Annotated in this window: 31 protein-coding genes and 2 tRNA genes; 11 read left to right on the top strand and 22 right to left on the bottom strand. The window is 40.6% G+C overall.

Features of this window, described 5'->3' with window-relative positions; genetic code table 11:
- Nucleotides 1-18: 18 nt before the first annotated feature.
- A complete protein-coding gene (locus DXD68_RS18015) occupies nt 19-375 on the bottom strand; it encodes a hypothetical protein (protein WP_122362884.1) in 357 nt (118 codons plus the stop codon).
- A 38-nt stretch (nt 376-413) separates the two neighbouring features.
- Here DXD68_RS18015 and DXD68_RS18010 point away from each other — a divergent pair.
- Nucleotides 414-488, top strand: a tRNA-Val gene (locus DXD68_RS18010).
- 158 nt (nt 489-646) lie between these two features.
- On the opposite strand, the gene DXD68_RS18005 is transcribed toward DXD68_RS18010, so the two are convergent.
- The 17 genes from DXD68_RS18005 to DXD68_RS24670 form a co-directional block, all read right to left on the bottom strand.
- On the bottom strand, nt 647-955 hold the full coding sequence (locus tag DXD68_RS18005; RefSeq protein ID WP_122362883.1) for a DUF551 domain-containing protein: 309 nt from the start codon (nt 953-955) through the stop codon (nt 647-649).
- Entirely contained in the window at nt 921-1,277 is a 357-nt protein-coding gene (locus DXD68_RS18000) for a putative quorum-sensing-regulated virulence factor (protein ID WP_028729669.1), read from the bottom strand. The genes DXD68_RS18005 and DXD68_RS18000 overlap by 35 nt, the downstream gene beginning before the upstream one ends.
- 13 nt (nt 1,278-1,290) lie before the next feature.
- Nucleotides 1,291-2,616, bottom strand: coding sequence for a PcfJ domain-containing protein (locus DXD68_RS17995; RefSeq protein ID WP_122362882.1), 1,326 nt, complete (start codon nt 2,614-2,616; stop codon nt 1,291-1,293).
- A 3-nt stretch (nt 2,617-2,619) separates the two neighbouring features.
- Nucleotides 2,620-3,018, bottom strand: a complete 399-nt coding sequence (locus tag DXD68_RS17990; RefSeq protein ID WP_122362881.1) for a PcfK-like family protein — start codon at nt 3,016-3,018, stop codon at nt 2,620-2,622.
- Nucleotides 3,019-3,040: 22 nt separating this feature from the next.
- Nucleotides 3,041-3,688, bottom strand: coding sequence for a hypothetical protein (locus DXD68_RS17985; protein WP_229058355.1), 648 nt, complete (start codon nt 3,686-3,688; stop codon nt 3,041-3,043).
- Complete coding sequence (locus DXD68_RS24335) at nt 3,624-4,334, bottom strand: hypothetical protein (protein ID WP_195370765.1); 711 nt, start codon at nt 4,332-4,334, stop codon at nt 3,624-3,626. The genes DXD68_RS17985 and DXD68_RS24335 overlap by 65 nt, the downstream gene beginning before the upstream one ends.
- Nucleotides 4,331-4,684 carry a VRR-NUC domain-containing protein gene (locus DXD68_RS17975; RefSeq protein ID WP_028729673.1) on the bottom strand — a complete coding sequence of 118 codons (354 nt, stop codon included), beginning with the start codon at nt 4,682-4,684 and terminating at the stop codon, nt 4,331-4,333. Before DXD68_RS17975 ends, DXD68_RS24335 begins: the two co-directional genes overlap by 4 nt.
- Nucleotides 4,681-6,432 carry a DEAD/DEAH box helicase gene (locus DXD68_RS17970; protein ID WP_122362880.1) on the bottom strand — a complete coding sequence of 584 codons (1,752 nt, stop codon included), beginning with the start codon at nt 6,430-6,432 and terminating at the stop codon, nt 4,681-4,683. The genes DXD68_RS17975 and DXD68_RS17970 overlap by 4 nt, the downstream gene beginning before the upstream one ends.
- Nucleotides 6,426-7,088: a hypothetical protein gene (locus DXD68_RS17965; protein WP_122362879.1), complete on the bottom strand. Its 663-nt coding sequence runs from the start codon at nt 7,086-7,088 to the stop codon at nt 6,426-6,428. The genes DXD68_RS17970 and DXD68_RS17965 overlap by 7 nt, the downstream gene beginning before the upstream one ends.
- Before the next feature lie 197 nt (nt 7,089-7,285).
- Complete coding sequence (locus DXD68_RS17955; protein ID WP_122362877.1) at nt 7,286-7,711, bottom strand: hypothetical protein; 426 nt, start codon at nt 7,709-7,711, stop codon at nt 7,286-7,288.
- Entirely contained in the window at nt 7,708-8,508 is an 801-nt protein-coding gene (locus DXD68_RS17950; RefSeq protein ID WP_147383006.1) for an HNH endonuclease, read from the bottom strand. Before DXD68_RS17950 ends, DXD68_RS17955 begins: the two co-directional genes overlap by 4 nt.
- Nucleotides 8,477-9,427: an ATP-binding protein gene (locus DXD68_RS17945; RefSeq protein WP_122362875.1), complete on the bottom strand. Its 951-nt coding sequence runs from the start codon at nt 9,425-9,427 to the stop codon at nt 8,477-8,479. The genes DXD68_RS17950 and DXD68_RS17945 overlap by 32 nt, the downstream gene beginning before the upstream one ends.
- Nucleotides 9,428-9,621: 194 nt before the next feature.
- Nucleotides 9,622-9,924: a MerR family transcriptional regulator gene (locus DXD68_RS17940; protein ID WP_028729679.1), complete on the bottom strand. Its 303-nt coding sequence runs from the start codon at nt 9,922-9,924 to the stop codon at nt 9,622-9,624.
- Nucleotides 9,924-10,262 carry a helix-turn-helix transcriptional regulator gene (locus DXD68_RS17935; RefSeq protein ID WP_028729680.1) on the bottom strand — a complete coding sequence of 113 codons (339 nt, stop codon included), beginning with the start codon at nt 10,260-10,262 and terminating at the stop codon, nt 9,924-9,926. Before DXD68_RS17935 ends, DXD68_RS17940 begins: the two co-directional genes overlap by 1 nt.
- Entirely contained in the window at nt 10,259-10,513 is a 255-nt protein-coding gene (locus DXD68_RS17930; RefSeq protein WP_028729681.1) for a hypothetical protein, read from the bottom strand. Before DXD68_RS17930 ends, DXD68_RS17935 begins: the two co-directional genes overlap by 4 nt.
- A gap of 372 nt (nt 10,514-10,885) precedes the next feature.
- Complete coding sequence (locus DXD68_RS17925) at nt 10,886-11,185, bottom strand: hypothetical protein (protein WP_028729682.1); 300 nt, start codon at nt 11,183-11,185, stop codon at nt 10,886-10,888.
- Between the two features lie 13 nt (nt 11,186-11,198).
- The gene (locus DXD68_RS24670) at nt 11,199-11,333 is read right to left on the bottom strand and encodes a hypothetical protein (RefSeq protein ID WP_255419288.1); all 135 of its coding nucleotides are present in this window, start codon (nt 11,331-11,333) and stop codon (nt 11,199-11,201) included.
- Between the two features lie 397 nt (nt 11,334-11,730).
- Between DXD68_RS24670 and DXD68_RS17920 the strand changes: the two genes are divergently transcribed.
- The 5 genes from DXD68_RS17920 (at nt 11,731) to DXD68_RS17900 (ending at nt 13,812) form a co-directional block, all read left to right on the top strand.
- A complete protein-coding gene (locus tag DXD68_RS17920; protein WP_233577215.1) occupies nt 11,731-12,216 on the top strand; it encodes a helix-turn-helix transcriptional regulator in 486 nt (161 codons plus the stop codon).
- 67 nt (nt 12,217-12,283) lie between these two features.
- On the top strand, nt 12,284-12,691 hold the full coding sequence (locus tag DXD68_RS17915; protein WP_028729683.1) for a hypothetical protein: 408 nt from the start codon (nt 12,284-12,286) through the stop codon (nt 12,689-12,691).
- Between the two features lie 4 nt (nt 12,692-12,695).
- Nucleotides 12,696-13,067: a hypothetical protein gene (locus DXD68_RS17910; RefSeq protein WP_028729684.1), complete on the top strand. Its 372-nt coding sequence runs from the start codon at nt 12,696-12,698 to the stop codon at nt 13,065-13,067.
- Between the two features lie 42 nt (nt 13,068-13,109).
- A complete protein-coding gene (locus tag DXD68_RS17905) occupies nt 13,110-13,373 on the top strand; it encodes a hypothetical protein (RefSeq protein WP_044193335.1) in 264 nt (87 codons plus the stop codon).
- On the top strand, nt 13,366-13,812 hold the full coding sequence (locus DXD68_RS17900; protein ID WP_122362872.1) for a hypothetical protein: 447 nt from the start codon (nt 13,366-13,368) through the stop codon (nt 13,810-13,812). The genes DXD68_RS17905 and DXD68_RS17900 overlap by 8 nt, the downstream gene beginning before the upstream one ends.
- Before the next feature lie 112 nt (nt 13,813-13,924).
- Here the strand turns inward: DXD68_RS17900 and DXD68_RS17895 are convergent.
- Nucleotides 13,925-13,997 (bottom strand) — tRNA-Arg (locus tag DXD68_RS17895).
- A 228-nt stretch (nt 13,998-14,225) separates the two neighbouring features.
- Here DXD68_RS17895 and asnA point away from each other — a divergent pair.
- Together asnA and ung are read left to right on the top strand one after the other, a co-directional pair.
- Entirely contained in the window at nt 14,226-15,263 is a 1,038-nt protein-coding gene (gene asnA, locus DXD68_RS17890; RefSeq protein ID WP_122362871.1) for an aspartate--ammonia ligase, read from the top strand.
- Between the two features lie 86 nt (nt 15,264-15,349).
- A complete protein-coding gene (gene ung / locus DXD68_RS17885) occupies nt 15,350-16,012 on the top strand; it encodes a uracil-DNA glycosylase (protein WP_122362870.1) in 663 nt (220 codons plus the stop codon).
- On the opposite strand, the gene DXD68_RS17880 is transcribed toward ung, so the two are convergent.
- From DXD68_RS17880 to DXD68_RS17870, 3 genes are all read right to left on the bottom strand, one after another.
- Nucleotides 16,013-18,745, bottom strand: coding sequence for a putative LPS assembly protein LptD (locus DXD68_RS17880; protein ID WP_122362869.1), 2,733 nt, complete (start codon nt 18,743-18,745; stop codon nt 16,013-16,015). It abuts the gene before it with no gap.
- Nucleotides 18,746-18,877: 132 nt separating this feature from the next.
- Nucleotides 18,878-19,420 (bottom strand): HDIG domain-containing metalloprotein, encoded by a 543-nt coding sequence (locus tag DXD68_RS17875; RefSeq protein WP_122362868.1) that lies wholly within the window; start codon nt 19,418-19,420, stop codon nt 18,878-18,880.
- Between the two features lie 85 nt (nt 19,421-19,505).
- Nucleotides 19,506-19,688: a hypothetical protein gene (locus DXD68_RS17870; protein WP_122362867.1), complete on the bottom strand. Its 183-nt coding sequence runs from the start codon at nt 19,686-19,688 to the stop codon at nt 19,506-19,508.
- Between the two features lie 154 nt (nt 19,689-19,842).
- Between DXD68_RS17870 and DXD68_RS17865 the strand changes: the two genes are divergently transcribed.
- From DXD68_RS17865 to DXD68_RS24550, 3 genes are all read left to right on the top strand, one after another.
- Entirely contained in the window at nt 19,843-21,054 is a 1,212-nt protein-coding gene (locus DXD68_RS17865) for an exo-beta-N-acetylmuramidase NamZ domain-containing protein (protein WP_122362866.1), read from the top strand.
- A gap of 146 nt (nt 21,055-21,200) precedes the next feature.
- Nucleotides 21,201-23,459, top strand: coding sequence for an ATP-binding protein (locus tag DXD68_RS17860; RefSeq protein WP_122362865.1), 2,259 nt, complete (start codon nt 21,201-21,203; stop codon nt 23,457-23,459).
- A 64-nt stretch (nt 23,460-23,523) separates the two neighbouring features.
- Nucleotides 23,524-26,223, top strand: coding sequence for a TonB-dependent receptor (locus DXD68_RS24550; RefSeq protein WP_233577213.1), 2,700 nt, complete (start codon nt 23,524-23,526; stop codon nt 26,221-26,223).
- Nucleotides 26,224-26,295 lie beyond the last annotated feature (72 nt).

The raw sequence follows: 26,295 nt of genomic DNA, 5'->3' as shown, positions 1-26,295 counted from the left end.
GGTTTACTCATTTTTAAATTAAAATACAAGATAATCATCCTTATCATTGTCAGCAGGAGAATCAATCGTCTTTCTGTCATTATTTATTTCTGCCTGAATTTTTTCAAGCATAGACCTCGCATCCCATCTATCAATAGGAGCACAATTATAAACTTCTGCCCGATCCCGCGCTACTTCTTCTGTGATTGGATTAATAGCATAGATGGCAGCATGATTCAGGAACCGAGTAAATGCTGGCTGCATTTTCGTTTCCGGAACATCTACCCGGAGGAAATTATTCCCTGCTATGCTTTGTTCACTACATTTGCCTGCTATCCGGTTATGTCCGAATAATTCGACAATACACCATAAATTGAAATTCTCATTTGTTTCCATATCTACTATTTTATAACTTTTCTTATATTTGCTAAACCGAACCGTTAGCTCAGCTGGTTTAGAGCGCTGCCTTGACAGGGCAGAGGTCGCCGGTTCGAATCCGGCACGGTTCACTTTTTAAATATTATTTGTATAAGTTGCCAACATTATATACTACATGAAATATCTTTGTAAAGAAGATAATACATTTATGTTCATTTTAATGTCGACTTAACACTTAATTTTCAATTTTTTCGCGTTTGTTCGCCTTGCAAATAAGGTGAGCAAAAGTTCAGTCCTCTTCTAATTCCGGTATCGGCATCCAATGCGTTACTACTCCAAAAACCTTATAGGCATTTTCTCCGTAAATTACAAACCCGATATTATTGTCGCAATAATAAGCTGTAGATTTGCTTCCATATTGGCTCCTTACCAAGACGATATTTTGATCACATGGTAACCCTTCCTTAACGCTTATCCAGGGAGACTGTTTGGTACCATCTATAAAACCCTTCGCATATACCTGTCGAAGATACACTTCGATTACGGCTGGTTGGTTTATTCGGTTAGCCAATTGGCTTGCTATATCTTTTAGTTTCATCTTTTTTATCTCCTAATTGCCTGATTTCTTCTTTTAAAGCATCCATGTTATCTTCAATGTACGCCTGGACTTCCGCATTACATTTCTCATTGTTGTATAGCCACATCAAGTATGTAGCCGGAACATTTGCCATTTTCTCACCCTTATATTTTCCCCAGGGCATAAGGGAGTTATCTTCAAGTCTCATATTTATTTCTATTGCTAGTATATACAATTTTAAACCGTCTTCTCTATCGAATGTGCAAATCAAATGAGTTTTGTTATTCAATCTTTTTTGAATATAGCTGTCAATATTTCTACCAAAAACAGGAACATATTTCATAACAACTTAATATTTACGCCGTCAACCTTCGACGGATCAGGTTCATATTCTTTTTCACAAGTTCAAGTATCTGATTATGATACTTTGTATTATTATTTCCATGCCCATAACATTGATTGACCGTCATAGTCGTTAAATTTATTTCGATTGTCTCAATGTGTTTATCTCCAATTCGAGCGGAAAGAACAAGGGAATTAGTCTTTTTATAATACTCATTTGTAAATACACAGTGATTCAAAGCATCCCCTTCTTCTTTAAACTCTTCAACACTACGTAGTACACGTACCACTACAACACCATCATTGAATTGAACATCAAAGAATTTACCTTTCTGTTCTTGATATTTGAGATTGTCTTCCTTCATCTTTTCAAAAAGTCGTTTCCGTCGTTGTTCTGCATAAATAGCTTTTTCACGATCAAAGGCAGCTCGTTCTTTAGTCAATTCGCGATTCCGCTTATTCATATACTCATCATGAGCATTTCTTAAATTAACAGGACAGACATAGTGAGCATTGCGTAGATCCTTTTTGTAGTAACTGAGTAACATCAAATAATCAAGCCACATTTTTGCATCTTTCACAAGATAATGATTACGCATACATATTTTTATCGATGGCCAGTATCTTTTTATTTCATCATCATACCCTGCACACATTCTACGGAGCAAATCAAACTGACAGGCTTTAAGTAATGTTTCAGCTTGGTTATTTGTACTGATCAGATGAAAGAAGTTAAAAGGGAAAAAGCCATACATTTTACCTTTGAATCCGTACTTTCTCCAAACAGAAAGATATTTTCGAACTGGATAACATGCGTCGCATCCAACATTGTAGGCATGTTTATCTCTACCTCTCAATTCCATATCACTATCAAAACACCACGCATCATTATAATATTGATGTGTATTAGTAAGTTTTGCAAATGTTTCAAATCTACCATCAGGCAGGAGCCATCGCTGGACAACTTCCGCAATTTTATATTGTGCCTCACAACCAAATTTGAATTCCTTCTTAATCATAAAATAACGGAATACTTGAAATCCCTGGCATGTTGTTATGATACAGAAATACTCTGCTTGAAAATCATTTTTCCTCGTAGTTGTTTCGATCTTCAATTTACTTCCACAATTAGGACAGATATCAATTTCGCCATCTTCAAATTTCATTGTATCAGGAAAAACTTCACTACAATGAGTACAAGTAATAATACCTTTTTTCAATCGAAGACCAATACGATCAACGACATTTTCAATAGCCCATTGACGATGTTTCTCAGTAAATTTCGGTAATTGTGCGCTCAGTTTAACTACCAGCTTTTGTAATTTTGTTTTTGGCTTCATGGCTTAATCAAATAAAGATAATTGTAATTTGCTTTCTTCTCTCTTACCTCTCCCCCGCTTAACAGTGGAAAAAACAGGCCGTTCATATTGTATCGACAACTGTTCCACAGTTTGAACCTCAGGAACCTGTTTGCTACTTACAACCCGGCTTTTAACTGAATTACCTATTCTAGCATTCACTTTGATATTTTCCTCTTCGTAATAGTGTATAGCTAAGCCGAACACTTCATTATCAGTCATTACCACCTCATTACCGCGCTTCCGCGCTTCACCTAAAATATAGCGGCAACATTCATCAACGCTCTTCTTTGGGTTTGTAAACTTCGGAGCGAATAGTGTGTCCTCTGCTGCCCGCTGTTTCAAATAATCAGCGATTACTTCATTAAAGCTTTTTGTTCTCATAGGATATTATTTTTTAGTTTAGTTATCTTCTACTTTCTCCGTTCAACTCAATCAGGTTGAACATTTCACCACGTCGATCACGGATATAATCACCGTATTTGCGCTCGACGTCTTTAGGGTACAGGTTCGTTGTGACATAAGTTCTCAATCCGTACTGTTGCCAATAGCTGTACCGAATGTGAAATATATGCTGCATCACATTCAACTCATTCCCGAAATATTTTGCCGGGATCGGTTCACGGCCGAACTCGTCGAAACACATATCAACCGGGCCCAATGAAGACCATCCGGCATTATCCAGATACCGGCTCAAATCTCCGTGCATTGTATATTCTGTCGTAATCCGGCTACACACATACACTCGGAACCCCCTTTGTAAAGTTTGCATAAACCTGCTGAAAATATACATCAACGTAGATTTCCCGGTACCGACCGGACCGGCTAACCACAAACCTTTTTGGATATCGAGCGATCCCGGTTGTTTCAGGAAATACAGAAACAGGGAATACACGATCGCTCTGTTTCGCTCGTCGATTACAAATGTGCCTTTGGAATAGTGATCTGCTACCCGAAGAAACAATTTCTTATAGGCCGTTAGGTCAATCTTATTTTCCGGCGTATCCGTTACCGGACGCTGGATTGTTTGTCTTACTTCCTGTACTCCTTGCATCTCGTTTAATTTTTTCGTCTAAAATCCATTTGTTTGCTAAACTATCCCAGTCAGTAACCTGTACGCCGGTTCCTTTACGCCAGCCCTGGGAATTGTAATGAGAGAAAAATAACCGTCCCTGGTTCTCCCAATCAGGCAATAAGCTGCCGGAAAAGAATTTTAATACATCGTCCAGTACTGGAGGAATAAATTCTTTCTTTGCCCTACTGGATTTCTTTTTCGGCTTTTCTTCCGGAAAAGGCAAATTGTTTTCATGGGGGATTATAGGGGGTATATTATTACTTGTTTTATTTAGTTTATTTATAGGGGTCTGGTTAGGTATCAGATTAGGTGTTAAGTTAGGTGTCAAGTTAGGTATTAAGTTAGGTGTCAAAATTTGATACCTTGTTTTATCTTTTTGACCTTTTCCACCGGAAATAAATTTAATCAAACCAATCTGAGATAACCGGTTCCTGGCTGTTTTCATTGTATTCAATGACACTCCCACATTTGCAGATGTTCTATCATCCGAATGCGTCCAGTTATCCACCCAGCCTAAACGATTTGCTGTTTTTACCAAGTAAAAATACAGTCTCGTTTCACAGCAGGAGAATTGCCATTGCTCATCCAATTCCCAAAACCGATTTATTAATTCAATATAATTCATCGCTCAATACCTAAATAGTTCTTGACCTCTTTCATAAACTCATTCAATGACCGGCAGACAACGTATTTATTGCCTGCCGCCTCCGCTACCCTCTGCCAGTCCTTCTGCGAATCCTGCTGCGTACCTTTCTTATACTTCATCTCTATGCAAAGGCTACCGTGACCACCTTTTGGAAAAAGTAAAATAAGATCAGCAACACCAGCCCGGACACCCTGCCTTTTGAGATTGGCCGCTTCTATCTTGTTACGCCGGCCACCGTTCGGAACAGCGAAAAGAAGCAGTTTCAATTTTGGAAATTGTAGATTGAACCACTCTATACATGAAGATTGCAGACCTGCCTCACCTTTCATATTGCATTGCTGAATAGTGCACCATCCAGACGACGATCGAACGGAGACGTGCTTGTTTCACTTTTCTTGATTCCTGATTTAGCAGACATTTTCAAAATCATTGCATCGACAGTTTTCTCCGGTACCTGATCATCTGTCCCGGTTACATCGTTTGCTATGTCTTTCTTTGTCTGAATAATATCCCATATCGATTCATCAATTGTATTTTTTCCAAGGAAGTAATAACAATTCACACTATTCTTTTGACCGATACGATGCGCTCTATCTTCCGCCTGCTCGCAGTCGGCAAACGTCCACGGGAACTCAACAAAGGCAACACGGCTACTAGCTGTCAATGTAAGACCTACCCCTGCCGATTTATAATTACAGATGATAAGGTTACATTTCGGATCATTCTGAAACCGATCAACGGCATCCTGTCGTTCCTGGCTGGTATTGTCTCCAACGATGGTAACTGCATTAGGGAATACTTTCTTTATCTCCTGTACAACCTCTTTAAGAAAGGCAAAAACAATCAATTTTTCACCGGAATCAATTATGTCCTGGATAAACTCTACGGCTGCCGATATTTTTCCTCTAGCTGCAATTTGTCGGAGTTTCTGCATTTGTACCATCACTTTACCACGTTCGGCCCGTCGTAACTTTTCATCATCAGCATTTTCATAAGCAGCCAGATAACTAAGCAGATCATGTTCTGCATCCTGATATTCTTTTCTGTTTGTGATATCCACATTCACGACCTGACGCATCTTATCCGGCAGCTGATCCAAAACCTTTGCTTTCTCCCTCCGGAAGAAACCGGTATTCCATAATCGCCAGTTTAGCATCTCCAAATTACTTGCCTGCCGTGGCCCCTGCATAAAGTTTGCTTCAAAACTCTTATATCCTCCAAAATCATCCAAACGATTCATAATCTTTAATTGCTGGATCAGGTCACCCGGACCATTGATCGAAGGTGTTCCAGTGAGCAGGAAACGATATTCCTTTCCCTGGCATAACTTGTAACAAATCTTTGATTGCTGTGTCTTACTTGACTTACATCGGTGGCTTTCATCAATGATCACACACTTAAACAAACTGGCTACCGGCTTTAGCTTAATCGACCGGGTTACACCACCGGCAAAGTCTTCAACAAAAAACTTTTTCAATGATTCATAATTCGTAATGAAAACATCACAGCACCCCATTTCGTAATACCGGTGCCAGTTGTTTTTATTCCGATCATCAAGGATAATCGCATCTTTTCCAGTGAATTTCTTCCATTCCCGTTGCCAGTTGATCTTTAGACTGGCGGGACAGATCACCAATACCGGCCATGTTTTTGCTATAAAAGATGTACCGATAGCCTGCAATGTCTTTCCTAAACCAGGTTGATCCCCGAAAAAACACCTCTTTTTCTGTAAAGCATAGGCAATACCTTGTTTCTGATATGGGAAAGGCTCTATCTTTAGCCCATGCGGTGAAAGTAATTCCAGCATCGGAGGAAGCGTATAGTGAACGTCCGGTCTTGAAGCCTGAGCTCCTTTTTGTACGCTTTTCTCATAGCCTTTTTTCACAGCCCAGTTAGCAAAAATGTCGACATAGGCCTTTTGAGTATATTTTCCAGGTGGATAAAAACTTTTAGGTATCACCCACATATTTAGTTTGCTGTCAAACTTCCGTCCAGGAATACGTTTGACAACATCAATCATAAGCGGATGATACTTAAATTGCAGGAAATAATTCTTTTCGTCTTCTTGGATTAACATGCTGCTGCTGTTGCAAGAGGTTGATTTTTCGGTTTACGTCCTCGCTTCGGTTTCTCAACAGTGATCGGAGTAACTACTCCGGTATCCGTATCTACCATTTTTCCGGCTTCAAACGGAGCGTCCGGTACTGCTTCAAAGTCTAGCGTCGTTTGAGTTATAGCAAATTTTTGATTGAACAAATATTCTTTTACTTCATAAATCACTGCCTGTACAGCCAGGTTCAATTCATTAATGTAAGGATATTCAAATTCACTATCCGATGATTCCAACGCCTGAGCAGGAGAACTGAAATCAACTGAACCACCAATTTGAAGATACCGTTCACCCATCAAAATGACCGTATCGGTACTACTATCATTCTTTCCCATTTTGATACCGTAAACATCAGCATTCTTAAAATCATCGTCGTCACCAGTCAGATTATCCATTCCAACAATCGCAGCTCGCTCACTTACTTTATCGGATTCTTTCATTTCTGTGAGAAGAATAAAATGAGGAATCAGTTTCTTGAAAGCATTTGTACAATCAATATGTGCCGGTATCTCAGACTTAACAACAATATCCTTGTCACCCTCCGGACGGAACTCCGTATAAGTTACTGTCAACTGACGACCATTCAAAACGGCCTTTTTAATTTTAGGTTCTCTTTCTTCCATACTATCAACGAATTAATGTGTTATACTTTTCCGGGCATGTGGTCATTACTATTGCTGAACCAATCACTAACCGGATTAATTTCTTCGCTTTCAACAACCTTCTTTCAGTGGCTTTTACTGATTTAATCAAAGTCTGTTTAGCGGTTTCACTCTCATGTTCATGGGCGAGATTCCCAATCTTAACCTGTTTTTCCATCCTAATACCTTATATGTTCATACCTGTTTGTAAATGAGTTGAAATATTGATCGTCCGGAGACGGTAATCTTATACCGAATTCGCTAGCGGCATCCGCCTGTACTTTGTTGAGAAATACAGTCATTTCAGCCGTATTAAGTTTCGATGTAGTCCGGACGACAATTTCCTCTTTACCATTAATGAATACATTTCGCCAAAGGAACTTTTTACAGTAATATTCATATACATCTTGTTTCAGTGTACCTGTTTCATCTTCTATACAAGTAAGCCACATCCACATGAGGGCGTTTTGGTCAACAGTGCGTTTCTTTACTTTTTTCTTTATTTCAAGCGTATATTCACCGTTGACAACAAGATTAAAGAGAAGCTCGATCGGCTGACCTAGCCACTTGATTACTCCTTGTTCCTTGACAAATCGTGTTTTCATATTTCAGCAAAAATCTTTTTATCAGTGATTAGTTCCCGGTTCAATTCGAGAAATTCAATAAACCTTTCACAATGCCGGGTTAATAGTGTTCGGCTCTGTTCGTGGTCATATTTATAAAGTTCCGGAAATTGAGCACCGGTAATGAGTGGTGTCCGGCTTGTACCTCCTTTCAAATGATAAGCGGTGTATTCAAAAGAATCAATGTCTTTGACTAGTCCGGAAGAGATAAGGCAATAAGGATACACATGTCGTTGCCAACCTTCTGAGTACTTTCCAAACTCATACCGGGAAGTTGTCTTAATATCGTACACCCTATTTCGGTTCAGTTCATCAATATACCCGTACAACTCTACGGTCCCGTATTTTGTAGGAAGAACGGCTTTAACAAACAACTGACTAACTGATCCATGAAAGTATTCAGCAGCTTTACAACAGAAGTGATATGAAAATAAAAACGTTCTGTTGTTGTATGTCGCTGTAATTGTATCACTATTGATATCTTCCACTATCTGAGTTTTGACAGGCTTGTTGTGGATAAAGTAATCAACAATATCATTGAATGCTGTACCCTTATCCGCGGGTTCTGAATCGAACGGAACCCGGTTAATACTGTCAAGTAGAGACTGTTTCATTTCAGTCTCTATCTCTTCATACGTCTTTTTATACTCATCTGTCTCTTTGTCTCGATTGAAAAAACTCTCAAACTCACGATCAACATGCAGATACTTTTCAAACTGATCTAAAAGAGACGGGTAGAATTTATACTTAGGCTGTTGCTGCGGCATCGGCTGATTCATACTTCTTAGTTAATTTATTCAACTTTAATCCCAGGCTATTACATTTATCCCGGATCATCAGACCGGCTTTCAGTTTGCTATCCCAAATATGTTGTAGCTTTCCCATGTTTTCAGTGACACCGTTAGCGGTATCAGCATCAACAATCAATTCTACATTTTCCTTTACAACATCAATCAAAGCCTCATAATCATTACTGATATCTGCCTGTTTTTTTAAATAAGTCTGATAGCTATCGAATATACTTGATAAGAAAATGTTTTGTCCGGTAACATTGCCAGAAGCATCAATAATGATTGGTATCTTCTGCATGGGCGGGAGATTACATGTATTCTTTGCATAGAATTTCTCTGTAGGTGACCAGCTAATCGTGCGTTCACTTCCAATCGCTTGCATGTAACCAACCAAATCGAGTTCTTTAATCAGGTCCCCCGCAGATGATCCACCAATCTCCGGACGGACAATCCGGTTCTCTCCATCTTTCTCCTCCCGTTCATGGGCGACAAAAATCAAATTCTTTCCCATCATTGAACACTGAGAAAGAAAATTGATAAACATTGTCTTACGAACTCCATAGCCTTTTAAAGAAAGGGAGCCATCACGCTGGCCCATCTTCGGATCGTTTTTAATAATATAGACAGACATAAAATCCAACATCTTCCCGGCAGTATCAATAACGATTGTTTTAAATGGAGATAAATCTTCCTGCAATGCCTCAATCACCATGTCCCAATTTTTCACCTGTAACGTCGGACACTGAAAAGCGCCATTCACACGCTTTACACCTCCATCAAAATCCAATAATACCGGAGAAGGAGTAGACAAACCTAATGTTGACTTACCAAGACCTGGCTGTCCGTAGATCAGCGCTTTGATTGTTGTAGAAACTTCCAGTTCGGAAGGTTGTTTGAATAAACTCATAGCTTGAAAATTAATTTGTTAGTAATATTATTTAGTATTCTCTTTTTCCTTCAATTGTTTTTCCGTCACGACGACCGATACTCCAAATACACACGCCCAGAAAAAGACATTTCCAGGTTCCCATTTATCTGCGTTACACACAAGAAATAAGCATCCGAAAGACAGGAAAAAGAATAAGAATGATAATAGTAGTTTCATATAGTATTCCTCCTTAGTTGTTTTTGCAGTAGTTTAAAATCCATCTTCAATACATCAGACAACCGAAATAAATAATGTTCATCACGGCTGTTTCGTTCTTCTGGTGTTATCAATCCCCGTTGGATATACCGGAATACTGTCTGATAACTTATACCGTGAATTTTTGCGACCCATGAAGCAGGTATCAAAACACTATAATAGCGCTCATATACTTCTGCTTTTGCCTTTTCTGACAGCAATCCAGATACTACAGTCTCTAAATCACTTTGCGTCATTTGAATTATTTGATTTATTTGCATCACGCAGCCATATAAAATTCAACTTCATTCCTTCTCACCCTCCTAACTCGGCATGTTAACTGTTCTGTTCCACTCAATGTTGAAAGAAAAAGGATTAGTAAACATGAAGCCATTAATTGCCGGGCATCCTTTAGGTTAAATTCAACTCCGTATATCAACCGGAAGAATTCTTTTATCAATCCAATCTGGGTAGTTACACCCAGTTTAGCCATTGCCGATTTAATTTGATTTTTTTCGGTATGTTCCGATACACAGCGCTTATCGGCAGCAATCTTTACAACCTCATGTTCGGCCAGGTAAAGTACTGCATCAGTTTCCGAAGCGGTAAGCGGAATCATATCTGTGCAAGTTTTCTTTTAAGTTCCTCCGCCATCTTTTTGCGTTGAACAACTTTTGGTTTTAGATATGCGACAGCCTCACACAATACTTTGTATTCGGCATCATACCATTTCTCTTCATCAGGGCCTTTCTCATGTTTCATCATAGTATTAAATGTCTGGTGTGATACACCAGCTAGTTCACATATGGCCTTTTTATCTCCGTACTGTTTGTTTATACGGATAAATTCAATTGCTTCTTGTGTAGTCATAATTAATTTATTATTGATTTGATGTGGTCAACCGGGAGTCGAACCCGGTAACAAGCCTGGCAGAAAAATGAATATATTGTCAAATAATTTTGTTTACTCCGCTATACTTGTGACCGCCTGCTCTAGGTTGGTGTTCTCTCCTTCATATCGCAGACTCATTTAGTGGGTTATTTACTCGTAACCAGCGTGCCTACACGCCTTAATGGTTACATATCATATCTCGTAGTACGTCAAAGATCGTTTTCAATGTGGACGGTGCCGGTATCGAACCAGCCTCTTTACATCGTGCGCACTCTGTAATGTTTCATCCCAGATTACTGACCGCCCGTGTGCCGGGATTCTCACCCGGCTGAACCTTATTTTAGTCAATCATTAGCCAGCTTCACAGCGGTTTTCTACTTTGGCAAATTTGTTTCCTATCAATGTATATCCAATACCAAAAATTTCATCGACAACAAATGCATACAATCCAGCAAACTTCTTCGTGTTTATTGCCAATGTTTCAGTTGAATAGAATTTGTCTGAATAGACAACCTCATAATCCCGATCGGCACGTTGTACATGGACTGAAAAATATTTCTGGTTGGTGAATATTGCTATTGTGATTTCCGTTCCGAAACATTCACATTGTACCACTTGTACCATCTTTAAAATATCTCTTAATTCATTCATGGCTACCTCCTTCCTACACCCAGAAATCAATGATGTACTGAACAGCCTCTACTTTGCTATCAACGTTATACTCTCTGCATGCTTCTTCTTCTGTCATGCTTACTAAAGTTTCAATTTCCGCTTTCATTAGTTCAATCTTGTTACTCATATCGTTTACTTTTTTATCAAATTGACTATATCAGGTTATTTACTTTTCTTATATTTGCTATTTACTTTGTATTGTGATTATTGTTTGTTGTTAATCACATTGCAAATATACTCAATTGAGTTTTACAAATAACTCTTTTGAGGATTTTATTTCTTGAAATTGATATTATTTAACACTCAATTGAGTTATGACAATACAGGAAAGAATTCAAACTATTGTAGATAAGCTATTTAACGGAAATAAAAACCAATTCGCAAAAGCGATAAATGAACCGCCCACTAGCGTAAACAATATATTAGGAAGTAGACAAAGTGTTCCTTCTGCTAAATTCTTAGAGAGCATAATACACTCAATTGAGAATATAAATGCATCTTGGTTACTAGCAGACATAGGGAATATGCTAACTGAACAGAAAGAAGAAGCAATCCCTATCCAAAACGAATATCTTATGATGGTTCCGCTGGTCAACCAATATGCACAAGCTGGCTATATGATGGGTTGGGCTGACGTAGCCTACATTGAAACACTTCCTAAAATCCCGTGGATTGTTGACAAAGAATATAAAGGTAAGTACATCAGCTTCGAAGTCAGAGGTGACAGCATGGATGACGGTATGAAGCACAGCTATGAGCAAGGGGACATTTTGCTTTGTCGAGAAATTGGTTGTGATTACTGGAAAAGCAAATTACATATCAACGCATGGGATGCATTCGTCATCGTACATAAGACAGATGGTATTGTACTCAAACAGATTGTTGACCATGATGTTGAGAAAGGAATAATTACCTGTCATTCCTTCAATCCGATTTATCCAGACTTCACGGTGGACCTCAGAGATATAGCGCAACTATTCAATGTGGTCAAACAACAAAAGAATAAGTAAAACAATATGAGAAAAAACATGACATAGAAGTGCCTAAATAAAAATCACTAATTAAACATTTCACAAAATGAAGAAAACATTTTTACTATTACTGACCATTATTGCATTATCTAGCTGTGTCACTAGAAGCTATTATGTTGAAACAGGAAGTATTGATTATAGTCAATACACAAAAGAAGGATTTTTTATGACAGAAGCTTCATCCGTATCATTCAACTATGAACCAGTAGCATCTGTATATACTATTATATATAGTGGAGAGGACAAAGAGTGGGCAAAAAAACACAAGTCGAAAGAAAATCCATTTCCATCCAATCGCAGAAGGGCAACATACACAGATGGTATAGATGCCATATATAAAGATGCTGTCAGCAAAGGTGCAAACGGCATTATTGGTCTTAAATATCATGCAATATACGACGGTATATACCTTGATTATATCTATGTGGAAGGCATGGCTATTAAAAAGAAGTGATGTGATGATTAAAATACTAAATACATTACTGTTATTGTTCCTTTTTGCAGGATGCGAAAAAAAGGAGTCCATAGAAGTTGAAAAAACGATCGATATCATGACTCTAACTCCAGAACAAAGGTTAGAAAAAGCACAAAATGTAATAATCGAATATTCCAAGAATTATTATCCAATTTATTACAATCCTTTAAGTTGGAGCGAGTTGATAGAAAGTAAAACCCCTAACAACGGTACTACTTATTGGGATATAACGCATGAATACGTTGTTAAGAAAAAAGAAGACAATACTAAATACCTAATAAAAAGAAAATATTCACTAGACAAGTCAATAACAAAAGTTGCAGGATTTACTCATCAAGGTGAATATATACTATAAGTAGATGCAATGCTTTATATCTCCTATATAAAAACTAAGAATATGTTAGCGAACGAGAAGATTACAGAAAACAGGATTATAACCGACCGGTTCCTGGCTATCATGTACCAGCTGATCGGATTAAGGAAAATAAAAACAAAAAAACAATTTGCGGAGTCCGTCGGCCTCGCATCCTCTAACATATACCGTATGGAGATTGAAAACACAATGAATGTACCCTTGTATGCTATTCGCATGGCATACGAGCGGTACAATATAAATCTTGAATATATATTTACTGGAAAAGGAAAAATGTTTAATGAATAACCGCTCTATTGCCATCTGTTACGGTCAATACACACGTTCAGAGGACAAAGAACATCACTGCTGGGTCAACAACCGTTGTCCGGGTTGGGGATGCCGTAAACTTAATGCAATCGGTCCACAAAATTCATGTCCGGCTAGTGCTTTTAAATTTTGGTACTCATTTGGTAAGTTTACAAACAAAAAAATGAAGTTCTGGAAAGTCGATAAGGAAGAACTACTCAAACAACTAGAAAGGGAAATAGAACGTTTTGATATTATCGAATGCCCTGTATTCAATATTGATAAAGCTAAAGCAATGATAGCATCATTTCCGGATACAATACACATCGACGGAGATAAGTATGTATTATTGGAAGATTCCAAAACAGGAAAAGTACTAGGTATCTCACATTGGGATGATCCAGACGATTATTTAAATATGGATGATTACGAAATATAAATCAGCATTCCTATTTTCATTAAAAAACACATTTTGTTCCAAAATACGTTCCAACAGAAAACAAAAAAGTCCTACAAACCTTTAGTTTATAAGACTTCTTATTTTTCAGTTGTGACCCGGGAGGGATTCAAACCCTCGACCTTCAGAACCGGAATCTGACGCTCTATTCACTAAGCTACCAGGCCAAAGACGGGGCAAAAGTAATTATAATATCGGAAGAAACCAAACGAACGGCAGAAGAGTTTTATATCTCTTTCTTTTTTCTGCCCTACAACATAAGTTTTGATAATTTGCAACACACTTTACCACATATACTGCCATTTTGCAAATAAAAAAGGCTTCAACATTGCTATTTTGCCATTAATCATTATCTTTGCGTCGCATATTTTACAAACACAAAGCACAACAAGTATATGAGCTATTTAATTAAACCTGCGGGATATAAGGCTTTGCTAAACCTGTCACAAACAGAGATGGGAATCAAGAAAATCAAAGACTTTTTCCAGCAAAACCTGTCTTCGGAGTTACGCCTGCGTCGTGTCACGGCACCTTTGTTCGTTCTTAAAGGGATGGGAATCAACGATGACCTGAACGGAACCGAACGAGCTGTCACATTTCCGATCAAAGACCTGAACGATTCCAAAGCCGAAATCGTACACTCTTTGGCGAAATGGAAACGCCTCACTTTAGCAGACTATAATATCGAAGAAGGGTACGGCATTTATACCGATATGAATGCCATCCGCTCTGACGAAGAACTGGGTAACCTGCATTCATTATACGTCGACCAGTGGGACTGGGAACGGGTGATGAGCCCCAAAGAACGCAATGTCGAATATCTGAAAGAGGTCGTACGGCGTATATATGCAGCCATGGTGCGTACCGAATATCTGGTTTATGAGATGTTTCCGCAAATACGGCCGACACTTCCCCAGCATATTCATTTCATACATTCCGAGGATTTGTTGCAAAAATATCCTACCTTTACACCGAAAGAACGGGAAGACGCTATCGCCAAAGAATATGGCGCAGTCTTCATCATCGGTATCGGATGCAAGCTGAGCAACGGAGAGAAGCATGACGGACGTGCTCCTGACTACGACGACTGGTCGACTGTCGCAGAAAACGGACAGGTAGGACTGAACGGTGACTTACTCGTTTGGGACGATGTATTGAACCGCTCGCTCGAACTCTCTTCAATGGGTATCCGTGTAGATAAGGAAGCGCTGGAACGTCAGCTGAAGCTCTCCAACGCTGAAGAAAAGAGAGAACTCTACTTCCACAGACGCCTGCTGAACGGTGAACTGCCTCAGAGTATCGGCGGCGGTATCGGACAAAGCCGTTTGTGTATGTTCTATCTGCGCAAAGCTCATATCGGTGAGATCCAGGCTAGTATTTGGCCGGAAGATATGCGTCAGGAAGCCCGTGCTGCAGGAATGCTATTAATTTAATTGAAAATTGAGAATTGAGAATTGAAAATACCCAAAAGCGACTCTCAATTCTCAATTTTCAATTCTCAATTTTCAATTATAAAGTTATGGACGTAAAGATCGAACAAAGCTGGAAAGAGCGGTTAGCCCCCGAATTTGAAAAAGATTATTTCAAAGAGTTAATCAACTTTGTAAAACAAGAATACAGCCACGGTGCTATCTATCCTCCCGGACCATACATCTTTAACGCTTTCGAACATTGTCCTTTCGATAAAGTGAAAGTGGTCATTCTAGGACAAGACCCTTACCACGAACCCGGACAGGCACACGGCCTTTGCTTTTCCGTGCAGGACGGAACGCCTTATCCTCCTTCCCTGATCAATATTTTCAAAGAAATAGAAAGCGACCTAGGCAAACCCATGCCACCAAGCGGAAACCTTTTGCGTTGGGCAGACCAGGGTGTTCTGCTATTGAACGCCACCCTGACAGTCCGTGCACACCAGGCAGGCTCACATCAGAACCGGGGATGGGAAACATTTACCGATGCCGTGATCCGTACACTGGCAGAAGAGCGCAGCCACATCGTTTATATCCTTTGGGGCTCATATGCACAACGCAAAGGGGCGGTCATTAATGCTTCACGCAATCTGATATTGAAATCGGCACACCCTTCTCCCCTCTCCGCTTACCGGGGATTTTTCGGAAACAAACATTTCAGTAAAGCAAATGATTATTTGATAGCCACCGGGCAAGAACCGATAGAGTGGTAATTAATACCAGCTCTGTCCTTCCCGGGCAGAGCTACTCTGGTTATACTTCAAGTCTTTCAGCAGCGAAGAGCTTACCGCAATAGAGAATGTATATGATTTATAAGGCCCTACGGGTACAAAGCTTGCAGACATCTGGAAACAGTGCAGGTTACGTGTCACGTTACATGTCATGAACGAAATTTTGTTATTGTCAAAATCGTACGTGGCATTGAAATTAAAGCTCCAGTTCTTCGTCGGCTGAATATTTCCGTTAAAACTCAGGGCATGCGTCAGCTTATACTTATACTCTAACCGGTTAGGATCGAAATCACCGTAACGCAACTGCATACTGTAATTGAAAGAAAGGCTCCAGGGGATCTTCGAGATCAGATAACCGTCGGCATCATACTCACCGGTATCTTTCTTCTTGCCGCGCAAACGTCCGCCTTCAGACTTTCCTTCGCCATCCGGATTTTCTCCGTCCTGGTTTTCCGCAGTCAGATTTTCGAGTTCTCCGTCACCCACATTATCTTCCGGGATATTACTGTCCGTCTCACCTCCGAACCATTTCTTGAAGGTATCGTTATTGAAAGTATAAGAGAAGCTGGTTCCTGTCGAACGTAAACGCCCGATACCTTTACCGGCTTTCCAACGGGGAATATCCAGTCGAATCGGTTTTCCGTTCTTATCTGCACCATAGGTGTAGGTATCGAACTGCCCGTTCAGATTCAAGGTATAACTCTTCGAGAACTTCAAACGTAACCCGACAGACAAGTCACTCCACTTGAAAGAATCTGCCGCCATATTATAGCTCATGCCCAATGATAACTTGTCGATCAGACTGATCTTACGGAAACCGGTAGTATCCTTGTCTGATTTGATCTTCATTTCGACATTGTTATCCAACGAGAAGTTCAGGCTTCCCTGCTTTCCGCTAGGAATAGAACCGTTGTGGGCAAAAGGAGAATACACATAGTCGATCGGATCGCCATTGGTATCGATATACTGGTAATGATCATAGAACCCGAAAATACTGCTGCCAAAGTCAGGAGCGGCACTGATACTGATCGACGGTTCCATACGATGGCGAATCATCTGCACTTTATCTCCCAGGAAAGGTAGCGGTTTATAAGAACCATACAGTGTTGTAGATGCCGATAAAGATGCATTATAATTATAAATACGATAGAATCCGTAAGTCGTATCCCGATTTACCAGCGTGTTCAGCTGCGGATCGAACTGTTTGGTGATCTTGCTGGTATACCAGCTTTCCTTGTAGTTGAACGAAGGAGAGATATTGATATACTTGAATGCCGTAAATGTAGCACTGACCGGAATGCTATGTTCAAAAGAGTTTTTCCAGTCTTTAATAAGGTTCGACTTGAACAGCTGATCTTCTTTTGTCGTGATGCTATTTCTGAAATATCCGGAGTAACTCATGGAGATCTTCTCATACCAGCGTTCTTTACCGACCGGATTCTTCCGCTTAAAGGGGAATATACGGCTCAAAGTAATGGTCAGGTCAGGCAATGTCATAGAGATCATCGAGTCCTTGGAATTTTGGTTCACGTTCATGGTTGCCGAAAGCGTCAACGGATTATTCGGAAAACGCTGTGTTATATTAATACTGGAACCTTTTGTATTGTTCGTCGTATTAGGGTTGTAGATACCATAGGCACTGTTACGGTCGAAGCTGGATGTCTGAAAATTGACACTAGCCGAGAAAGTCCGGTACGGATTGGCTTTCGGGTCCTGGCTGTGCGTCCAGTTCAACCGGAAGTCTTTCGACAAGCTATAGTCTGCCAATCCTTTATCCCCATACTTACTTACTTGGTAAGCTGCATTGAAATTCCCTGAAAAACGATATCGCTTCTTATAAGATGATTGCGCCTGAAGCCCCCAGGAACCTTTCGTATAGACCTCCCCCGTCACAGCCAAATCGATATAATCGCTCAGTGCAAAGTAATACCCACCATCACGCAAACCAAAACCCCGCTGGGAGTCGTCGGCATAGGTTGGCATGATCACACCCGACGAATAGGTACTCGAAAACGGGAAGAAACAGAAAGGCAAGCCGATCGGATATAAAGGAACATCTTCTATTACCATGTAAACCGGTCCGGTCACAATATTCTTTTTAGGACGGACCTTCGCCTTTGTCATCTGAATATAAAAGTGAGGATGATCGTGTTCATCGCAGGTAGTATACTTACCGCCCACCATATTCAGCACATCGTCGTCCATCTTCTTCGTGCGTCCGGCAGTAACAAAACCTTCCCCCTGCTGGGTGATCACATCCGTGATATATCCCTTCTTGGTATTGAAGTTATATCGCATCGTTTTAGATTCATACTCTTGATCCCCGTCTTTAAACAAGGGATAACCGAACTCTTCACCAATAGAGTCAAGACCGAATTTGGCAAACACCAGGCTGCTGTCCAGGCTCATCTCGATATTCTCCGCCTGCAGCCCGATCTGTTGATATTTGACATCTCCTTCACCATACAGATATGCCCAGTTACCGGCTGTCATCACCATAGAGTCTTTTGCCTGATAAATAACCGGAGCATCCAGTCCTACCTGCTTAGACTGAGTAGAATCGGAAGCAAGGACCGTACTATCGGTGACAGCTGTCGCTATCGTATCCCCTATGACAGGCAATACGGTATCCCGCGGGGCTACCAGCTCCTGCGAATACATCATCAAAGCCCCGGTGAGGAAATATAATAGGATAAATAGCCCTCTGTGTCTCATTAATTAAGTTGACAGTTGACAGTTGACAGTTGACAGATAGGAGATGAAGCCACTGTCATCCGTCATCTGTCAACTGTCAACTGAATCGTTACAGCGTGCAAATGTATAATAAATTAATGAGCCCTTTAGCTTTTATTCCCCTAAAAAGAGTTTACACCAGTTATCAAAACGTATAACGGTCTCCTCTCCATACCTGGAAAGGCTCTGTTTCACTTTTTCAACCGGCTTTTCCTTATCCAGTTTTGTCTTACTGTAAAACTTATCGGCAAAACAGATGAGCTGCTCTTCCAACGATACCGGAACCATTACACGCGACGGAAGCGGAAGATGTCTTTCTTCTATCATCTCCGCCGTTATCCCGGTTCCTGTATGACGTTCACAGACCAGTGCATGCCGGGGAAAACCTTCTTTACGCATCAGGTCGGCACCCAGATAGCCGTGACAAATATATTCGGCATCACCCAGGCAACCGATCTCCGGTGCATTGCAAAGAAAGATACCGATGTCGTGAAGCATGGCTGCTTCTTCAATGAAAGGAATGTCCAGATTCATTTCCGGATGCATACGTGCCAGGCTCAATGCTTTCTCCGTCACGCTCCGGCTATGGGTTACCAGGATATGGTAGGCATCCGATCCTGCCGGATAATATTTAGATATAATATCAATAGGATTCATTTTATCTACGCTTTATTTTTAACCGATCCGACTGCGAAGATACTGATATTTTATATTGGCTATCCATTATCCGGCCGATAAAATGCTAACCTCTGCATCCGAGGCTGTTCAAATCCGGATTAATCTCCTTAACGGCATCTTTCACCTTTTTCTTTGTTACTTTACCTTCGGTAGACACCTGTTGTACCGGATACCGATCTTCTTTACGATCTAACACTAAAGCTTCGGTTTTCGCTTTTTCTTTGATTTTTGGAAGTCTTGTTGCCATATGATTATTCTTTTTGTTTGTAATAATCCAACACAAAAAGAAGCCTGATAGTTCAAGTCAAACATGTTAAATATAAACACATTTAACCGTTTCATAGCTTCAATAAGGCGAACATTTGCTACTTTTGCAGGCAATAAACAGTTGGATACGGATTATGAAAACAGTTTTCAGGCTTACACTTTGGTTTATCGGCATATTACTCACAGCAGAACTGCAGGCGGCAACAACTCAGGGTGCTTTGGTTTTAGGGGCCGAACGTATGGATGTGATCACTCGCTTACTGAAAGACAAACAGGTCGGATTAGTCGTCAACCAGACCTCTATCCTGGAAAAACAACAGAAACATTTGCTGGACGCACTGGTAGACCAGGGTATCCGGGTAAAAAAAGTGTTTGCCCCCGAACATGGTTTCCGGGGAACCGCCGATGCAGGTGAAGAAGTGAAAGACAGTCGTGACTTTAAAACCGGTATTCCTATTGTTTCCATCTACGGTAAAAACAAAAAACCGACAGCCGAGCAGTTAAGCGGGCTGGATGTGGTTGTATTCGATATTCAGGATGTAGGCGCACGTTTCTATACATATATAAGTACAATGCATTATGTCATGGAGGCGTGTGCTGAGAACGGCATTGAATTTCTTGTGCTCGACCGTCCGAATCCGAATGACTTCGTAGATGGTCCGGTGCGTCAGAAAGGCTTTGAATCGTTTGTCGGTGTCGACCCGATTCCATTGTTGCATGGTTTGACGGTCGGGGAACTTGCCTGGATGATCAACAGCGAGGGCTGGCTCAAAAGCAATCCGGACAGCTGCAAGCTTCATATCGTCAAGATGGAAAACTGGCGGCATGGCGATCCTTACTGGTTACCGGTCAAGCCGTCTCCCAACCTGCCGAACGACCAGTCGATCCGGCTATATCCTTCTTTATGCTTTTTTGAAGCGACCAATATCAGTATCGGACGCGGCACCTATTACCCGTTCCAGGTGATCGGATTTCCGGACCGAAAATATGGAGACTTTACTTTCACGCCCGTATCATTGCCCGGTTTTGACACGAATCCATTACAGAAAGACAAGGAGTGTTACGGTATCGATCTTCGGGAATATCCTTTCGAGGGAGGATTAACGCTGCATTTCTTCCTTGACTTCTACAATAAAGCCGGGAACGAACAGGCTTTCTTTTTCTCCCGTCCGCAATGGTTCGACCTGTTGGCCGGAACCAAGGAACTCCGTTATCAGATTGTCAGGGGATTATCGGAAGAAGAGATCCGTGACAGCTGGAAACCGGAACTGGACAAGTACAGGCAAATGAGAAAAAAGTACCTGTTGTATCCGGATTATCCGCAAAAAGCGACAAAGAGCCAATAACCGTTGATTTTATTTGGTTTTTAATTATCTTTGCTCACTCGTAACAAAGAATAGGACGACAGTGTTATGCCCTGATTATATTACATGCATAACACTGTTTATTATAATATTAAACTTACAGTGCAGGGTTAATAACGGAATACTCATTGAAACGTTTTTGGCACATATTGCTGTTCTTCTTTTTATTCGCTATTGGAATAAAAGGTTATATAGAGGCTGCCGGTAGCAACTCCCCCTATAAGGTGCTTATTATCCAGTCGTACACGGAAGACCTTATAAACTACTCCAGGTTTAGCGATCTGATTGCCCAAAAATTGAAGAAAAAAGATATCCTGGTAAATATGAAGACGTTCTTTCTAGATTGCGAACGTTACAATGAGCAGGAAGAAAACACCCGCATGTACCACTATTTAGATTCCATAAATAGTTGGGATCCAGATATTATTTTGGTTAATGACGATCAGGCAACTTATACCTTAATGGCCTGCGGTCATCCGCTTGGAAAAACCAAGCCTGTCGTCTTTTCCGCCGTAAACTTTCCCAACTGGGCTTTGTTGGAACAACATCTCAACTTCACCGGTTTTTGGGATAAGCCTAATTACTTGAAAACAATCGAACTGATAGAAAAATTATATGGTGCTTCCAATATTCTGTTTTTCAAGAATGCCCGTTTCATGAGCAGGGAGTCATTCAAAACAATCCAGGAAGAGATCAGAGGCACAGGAAGAAGTTTACGCATTGGTTTGTACCATCAAAAAAGGAATGAATATCCTAAGGAAATTTGCCCGGGTGAACCAGGGAAATCTGTCTTATACACGACTGAAACGGCTTTTCTTTCAGCCCAAAGCCTGTTAGCCATTTTCCAGAACAAACCGTATACGGCCTGTTTGCAAATCATCCTCGATTTTGATGTGCTGACGATAGGGCGCCTGGCAAATGTTCCTAATTTCACAGTGATCAACAACGGATTCAATGATGACAAAGGGATCACCGGAGGATACTTCACGACTTTGGATATACAGACAGATATTGTTTCTGCGCGGGCCGCCGACATCTTGTCCGGAGCGTCTCCCACCAACTATTCTATTATGGAAAGTCCGAAAGTATATGCTTTCGACTGGAACGAAATGGAACGCTTCAACATTAAGAAAGAAGATTTGCCGGAAGGCTGCATCATCTATAATCTCCCATTTTATGAACGTTATCATAAAGCGATGATCATTGGGGGGAGTTTATTTCTGATATTGATCATCTATGTTATTATCAAGTTAATTCTCATGTACAGGCGTGAGTTCAACCGCAAAAAACAAATACAGATTAATTTATTTAAGGAAAGACGGTTTCTGAGACTCGCGCTGGAAGGTGGTAATACCTATGCATGGAAACTGGAAAAAGGACTCTTCATTTTTGAAAATGATTTCTTTGCTGCTAACCAGGTCACGCCGAGGGATATGTCTCTTACTGAACTATTAGCCATAACACATCCGGATGACCGGGAACATTTGCGCAGTCATATCCGGGATATTTACACCGGACAATGGGATGAGACGACCATCCAATGCCGGTTCAGTTTTGATGGGAAAGGGTATTGCTGGTGGGAACTTCGTTATAATCACAGTGAGGAGATGGTCGACTCCGAACAAACGGTTATAGGTCTGTGTCTGAATATACAATCATTCAAAGACAAAGAGGAAAAGTTGATGATCTTACAGGAAAAGGCAGAAGAAGCCAATAAAATGAAATCTGCTTTTCTGGCAAATATGAGTCACGAAATACGAACTCCTTTAAATGCAATCGTTGGATTTTCCAATCTGTTACAGGAAGAGAACGATATCACGGAAGAAGAAAAAGAGATATTTAAAGAGACGATCAATAAAAACAGTGATCTGCTTTTAAAACTGATCAATGATATCCTGGAGTTGTCGCGCATCGAATCCGGCCGTATGACATTCAGCTTTGAAACATTCAAGCTAAATGATTTAATCAGTGAAATATATCAGACACACCATCTGCTGATCCCTGCACATCTCCAATTCATTAAAGAAGCTCCCCCTTCAAATATCGAGGTACATGTCGACCGCTTCAGATTTACGCAAGTAATCACGAATTTCATTAATAATGCAGTCAAATTTACCAAGAAAGGCTATATCAAACTGGGATATGAATACAAAAGGGAAGAAAACAATGTCTATATTTATGTAGAAGACTCTGGTATCGGCATTTCCCGGGAAGCCATCGAAAAAGTATTCGAACGTTTCTATAAACAAGACGAATTCGCCCAGGGGACAGGCTTGGGCCTTTCCATCTGCAAAACGATTGCCGAACGTTTGGAAGGCGATATCCTGATCTCGTCAGAAGAAGGGAAAGGGAGCCGGTTTACTTTAAAGATTCCGGTTAAATTATAATGTCACAATATATTGGTGACAAATAAAATATTTATTTGCATATTTACAGCAAATAAAGAATGTTATGAAAAAAGCCGTATACCTTATATTATCTACTCTGACAACCTTCACCTCCGTTGCTCAGAACATACCTCCAGATACTATCAGCAATAGACTTTGGCAGCAAAGCTGTCTGTTCCCTAACGAAAAAATTCATGTACATACAGACAGATCGGTATATGCCGGCAGTGATACGATTTGGTTCAGGGCATATCTGGTGAATGCCGTTAACAACCAACCGGAAACCACCAGCCGCTATATCTATTCCGAACTTATCAATCCTTTTGGGAACGTAGTCTCAAGAGTCAAAATAAGAGAGGATAAAGACGGCTTGTTTTATGGTTATCTGCCATTGGAGGAAGATATCCCTGCCGGAGAATATATCATAAGGGCTTATACCCGTTACATGACGAACAGCGGAGAGGAATACTTTTTCCGCAAACCGATACATATCGTTTCCCCTTTCAGCCACTCTTTGGCAACAACCGTCACTTTTGAAGGGAAGCCACAGCAAAACCAAATCAAAGGATTGATCGGACTGACCAATACCCTCACAAAGGAAAAAATTCCACTGGAAAACATATCCATTTACGACGAAAACGGTAAAATTGAATACTGGACAGAGGGAAAACAATGCCGGTTCAAAATATCTCCGGACAAATATAAACATAAAGTCATCAAACTGGAAGCAGCCAACTTCCAGCAATTCCTGCCCGTTTCGCTTCCGGCCAACGACTACCACGTCGATTTCATGCCTGAAGGAGGGAACCTGCCTGCCGGAGTTTCATCGACGATGGCATTCAAAGCACTAAATACTTACGGGTTATCCGAAGACATAACCGGAGCCGTTAAAGACGAAGCCGGAAAAGAAGTCTGTTCTTTCCAAACGCTACATGCCGGTATGGGACACTTCAGTTGGATTCCGGAAACAGGTAAAAAGTACTATGCAGAGTGCATCTCCAAAGCCGGTGTTGAAAAACGCTTCGAACTGCCTGCCGCCGAAACAAACATAAATACGCTGAAGGTAGAAGAAAGCAACGACGACTATCACATAAATATCCTCTACTCCAACGGGATCGCTACCGACGAAACACAAACTTTGCTAATCCACCAACGAGGTTTTCCGCTGTTTGTACAACCTTTCCGCCAAACCCATCGAATCAGTATCGACAAAAAGGCATTCTCGCCCGGCATCATACATCTGTTATTACTCTCTTCACAAGGTCAAATAATCAGTGAACGCCAAGTATTCGTTCAATCTGAAAAACAAGTTACAGCCCATATACAGACTGATAAGGAAACATATACCCAAAGGGAAAAAGTACGTCTGGATATCACATTACAGGATGCAGAAGGTAAACCCGTACAAGGTAACTTCTCTCTCGCCGTCACCGACAATGCCGATATCCTGCCTGATTCCTCCTATACCATATACACCTCTCTCCTGCTCTCTTCCGATTTAAAAGGGTATATCGAAGATCCGGGATGGTATTTCCGAGGAGACAATAACGTACGCAAAGAGGGGCTGGACCTGTTGATGCTGACACAAGGGTGGCGAAAATATAATGTAGAAAATGCATTGACAGCCGACTACAAGCAACCGGTCATCCTCCCCGAAGCCAGTCAACGAATTACCGGCTCCGTTAAACGGCTGGTCGGCAACAAAGCGATTGCCAATGCCAAAATACAAATCCATATCCCCAAAGAAAGGGTTTTGGAAGAGATTCATGCCAGAGAAGACGGTAAGTTCGAGTTCTATCTTTTCGAGTTCCCGGACAGCACGATCTACAACATACAGGCAACAACGAAAAAGAATGGCAGGAATGTACTGTTGTCGCTCGACCCGGAAACCTTTCCGGAAGCCGATCAAATATGGCCTGTCCGTTCTCATTCCTTCCAATACACAGCAAACTACCCCTATTCCGATCTTCCGGCATCAGTTGAATTTTTGGACAAGACAAACAGAAGAATGACATACGAAAACGGCATACGTAATATATTCTTGGAAGATGTTGTGGTAACAGCCAGAAAAAAAGGATATAAAACACCTTATGAAAGTATCCCTAGTGCTATAACCATCAAAGAGGAAGATATTAAACAGTCTTCGATGATAGAACTTCCCTCATTTTTAGCATCCAGACTACCTGGGCTAATAATTCTGCCACAAGGTTTATTCCAATCAAGGGAGTTAGGAAGTTCTAACCCAAAACCTATTCAGATCATTTTAAATGGATTTCCCATTTATGATACACAAACTACTAAAATGATATTAGAGACATTACAATTACGGGATATTGAACAAATCGACTACAACAAAGAAGCTGCAGAAGGATTAGCATGGTTCCCTATGACCGGATCAGCTTTTATCGCCATTACATTAAAAAAAGAAGCGGAACCATACGACTACATACCCAAAAACATACAACAAGTACAGTTACTGGGTCATCAGAAACCGATAGCTTTCTATTCTCCCAAATATGAGACTCTACAACAGAAGAACAACGAGACTTCCGATTTGCGTACTACCATCTACTGGAATCCTAATATCCAAACAAATAGACGAGGGAAAACATTTGTCGAGTTTTATACGGCAGATGGGAACAGTCCTTATTCAGTAGTTATAGAAGGGAGAACACAAAAGGGAGAACTTGTTCGAACTGAGAAAGAAATAATAGTCCAAGGCAACTGCATAGATTTTTCACTCTATAAGCAAGTCGGTGACTAACAAGATTATTATCAAGTGAAATTTAAAAAATCATATTATCTATAACATCTACAATTAACACTAAAATCTGTT

The sequence above is a fragment of the Parabacteroides sp. TM07-1AC genome (assembly GCF_003480915.1).
GTDB lineage: Bacteria > Bacteroidota > Bacteroidia > Bacteroidales > Tannerellaceae > Parabacteroides > Parabacteroides chongii.
The sequence above is the reverse complement of the archived record's forward strand: the minus strand, read 5'-3'. Positions and strand labels throughout refer to the sequence as shown.

Excerpts from the sequence above, each read along its gene's own strand:
- DXD68_RS24335 (WP_195370765.1), bottom strand. The coding sequence starts at position 4,334 with ATGAATTATATTGAATTAATAAATCGGTTTTGGGAATTGGATGAGCAA.
- DXD68_RS17970 (WP_122362880.1), bottom strand. The coding sequence starts at position 6,432 with ATGTTAATCCAAGAAGACGAAAAGAATTATTTCCTGCAATTTAAGTAT.
- ung (WP_122362870.1), top strand. The coding sequence starts at position 15,350 with ATGGACGTAAAGATCGAACAAAGCTGGAAAGAGCGGTTAGCCCCCGAA.
- DXD68_RS17940 (WP_028729679.1), bottom strand. The coding sequence starts at position 9,924 with ATGCAAATAAATCAAATAATTCAAATGACGCAAAGTGATTTAGAGACT.
- asnA (WP_122362871.1), top strand. The coding sequence starts at position 14,226 with ATGAGCTATTTAATTAAACCTGCGGGATATAAGGCTTTGCTAAACCTG.
- DXD68_RS17975 (WP_028729673.1), bottom strand. The coding sequence starts at position 4,684 with ATGAAAGGTGAGGCAGGTCTGCAATCTTCATGTATAGAGTGGTTCAAT.
- DXD68_RS17875 (WP_122362868.1), bottom strand. The coding sequence starts at position 19,420 with ATGAATCCTATTGATATTATATCTAAATATTATCCGGCAGGATCGGAT.
- DXD68_RS18000 (WP_028729669.1), bottom strand. The coding sequence starts at position 1,277 with ATGAAATATGTTCCTGTTTTTGGTAGAAATATTGACAGCTATATTCAA.
- DXD68_RS17920 (WP_233577215.1), top strand. The coding sequence starts at position 11,731 with ATGCTAACTGAACAGAAAGAAGAAGCAATCCCTATCCAAAACGAATAT.
- DXD68_RS17910 (WP_028729684.1), top strand. The coding sequence starts at position 12,696 with ATGATTAAAATACTAAATACATTACTGTTATTGTTCCTTTTTGCAGGA.
- DXD68_RS17950 (WP_147383006.1), bottom strand. The coding sequence starts at position 8,508 with ATGAATCAGCCGATGCCGCAGCAACAGCCTAAGTATAAATTCTACCCG.
- DXD68_RS18005 (WP_122362883.1), bottom strand. The coding sequence starts at position 955 with ATGAAACTAAAAGATATAGCAAGCCAATTGGCTAACCGAATAAACCAA.
- DXD68_RS17870 (WP_122362867.1), bottom strand. The coding sequence starts at position 19,688 with ATGGCAACAAGACTTCCAAAAATCAAAGAAAAAGCGAAAACCGAAGCT.
- DXD68_RS17945 (WP_122362875.1), bottom strand. The coding sequence starts at position 9,427 with ATGAGTTTATTCAAACAACCTTCCGAACTGGAAGTTTCTACAACAATC.
- DXD68_RS17880 (WP_122362869.1), bottom strand. The coding sequence starts at position 18,745 with ATGAGACACAGAGGGCTATTTATCCTATTATATTTCCTCACCGGGGCT.
- DXD68_RS17905 (WP_044193335.1), top strand. The coding sequence starts at position 13,110 with ATGTTAGCGAACGAGAAGATTACAGAAAACAGGATTATAACCGACCGG.
- DXD68_RS17915 (WP_028729683.1), top strand. The coding sequence starts at position 12,284 with ATGAAGAAAACATTTTTACTATTACTGACCATTATTGCATTATCTAGC.
- DXD68_RS24550 (WP_233577213.1), top strand. The coding sequence starts at position 23,524 with ATGAAAAAAGCCGTATACCTTATATTATCTACTCTGACAACCTTCACC.
- DXD68_RS17955 (WP_122362877.1), bottom strand. The coding sequence starts at position 7,711 with ATGAAAACACGATTTGTCAAGGAACAAGGAGTAATCAAGTGGCTAGGT.
- DXD68_RS17865 (WP_122362866.1), top strand. The coding sequence starts at position 19,843 with ATGAAAACAGTTTTCAGGCTTACACTTTGGTTTATCGGCATATTACTC.
- DXD68_RS17925 (WP_028729682.1), bottom strand. The coding sequence starts at position 11,185 with ATGAATGAATTAAGAGATATTTTAAAGATGGTACAAGTGGTACAATGT.
- DXD68_RS17995 (WP_122362882.1), bottom strand. The coding sequence starts at position 2,616 with ATGAAGCCAAAAACAAAATTACAAAAGCTGGTAGTTAAACTGAGCGCA.
- DXD68_RS17965 (WP_122362879.1), bottom strand. The coding sequence starts at position 7,088 with ATGGAAGAAAGAGAACCTAAAATTAAAAAGGCCGTTTTGAATGGTCGT.
- DXD68_RS17985 (WP_229058355.1), bottom strand. The coding sequence starts at position 3,688 with ATGCAAGGAGTACAGGAAGTAAGACAAACAATCCAGCGTCCGGTAACG.
- DXD68_RS17900 (WP_122362872.1), top strand. The coding sequence starts at position 13,366 with ATGAATAACCGCTCTATTGCCATCTGTTACGGTCAATACACACGTTCA.
- DXD68_RS17930 (WP_028729681.1), bottom strand. The coding sequence starts at position 10,513 with ATGACTACACAAGAAGCAATTGAATTTATCCGTATAAACAAACAGTAC.
- DXD68_RS17935 (WP_028729680.1), bottom strand. The coding sequence starts at position 10,262 with ATGATTCCGCTTACCGCTTCGGAAACTGATGCAGTACTTTACCTGGCC.
- DXD68_RS24670 (WP_255419288.1), bottom strand. The coding sequence starts at position 11,333 with ATGAGTAACAAGATTGAACTAATGAAAGCGGAAATTGAAACTTTAGTA.
- DXD68_RS17990 (WP_122362881.1), bottom strand. The coding sequence starts at position 3,018 with ATGAGAACAAAAAGCTTTAATGAAGTAATCGCTGATTATTTGAAACAG.
- DXD68_RS18015 (WP_122362884.1), bottom strand. The coding sequence starts at position 375 with ATGGAAACAAATGAGAATTTCAATTTATGGTGTATTGTCGAATTATTC.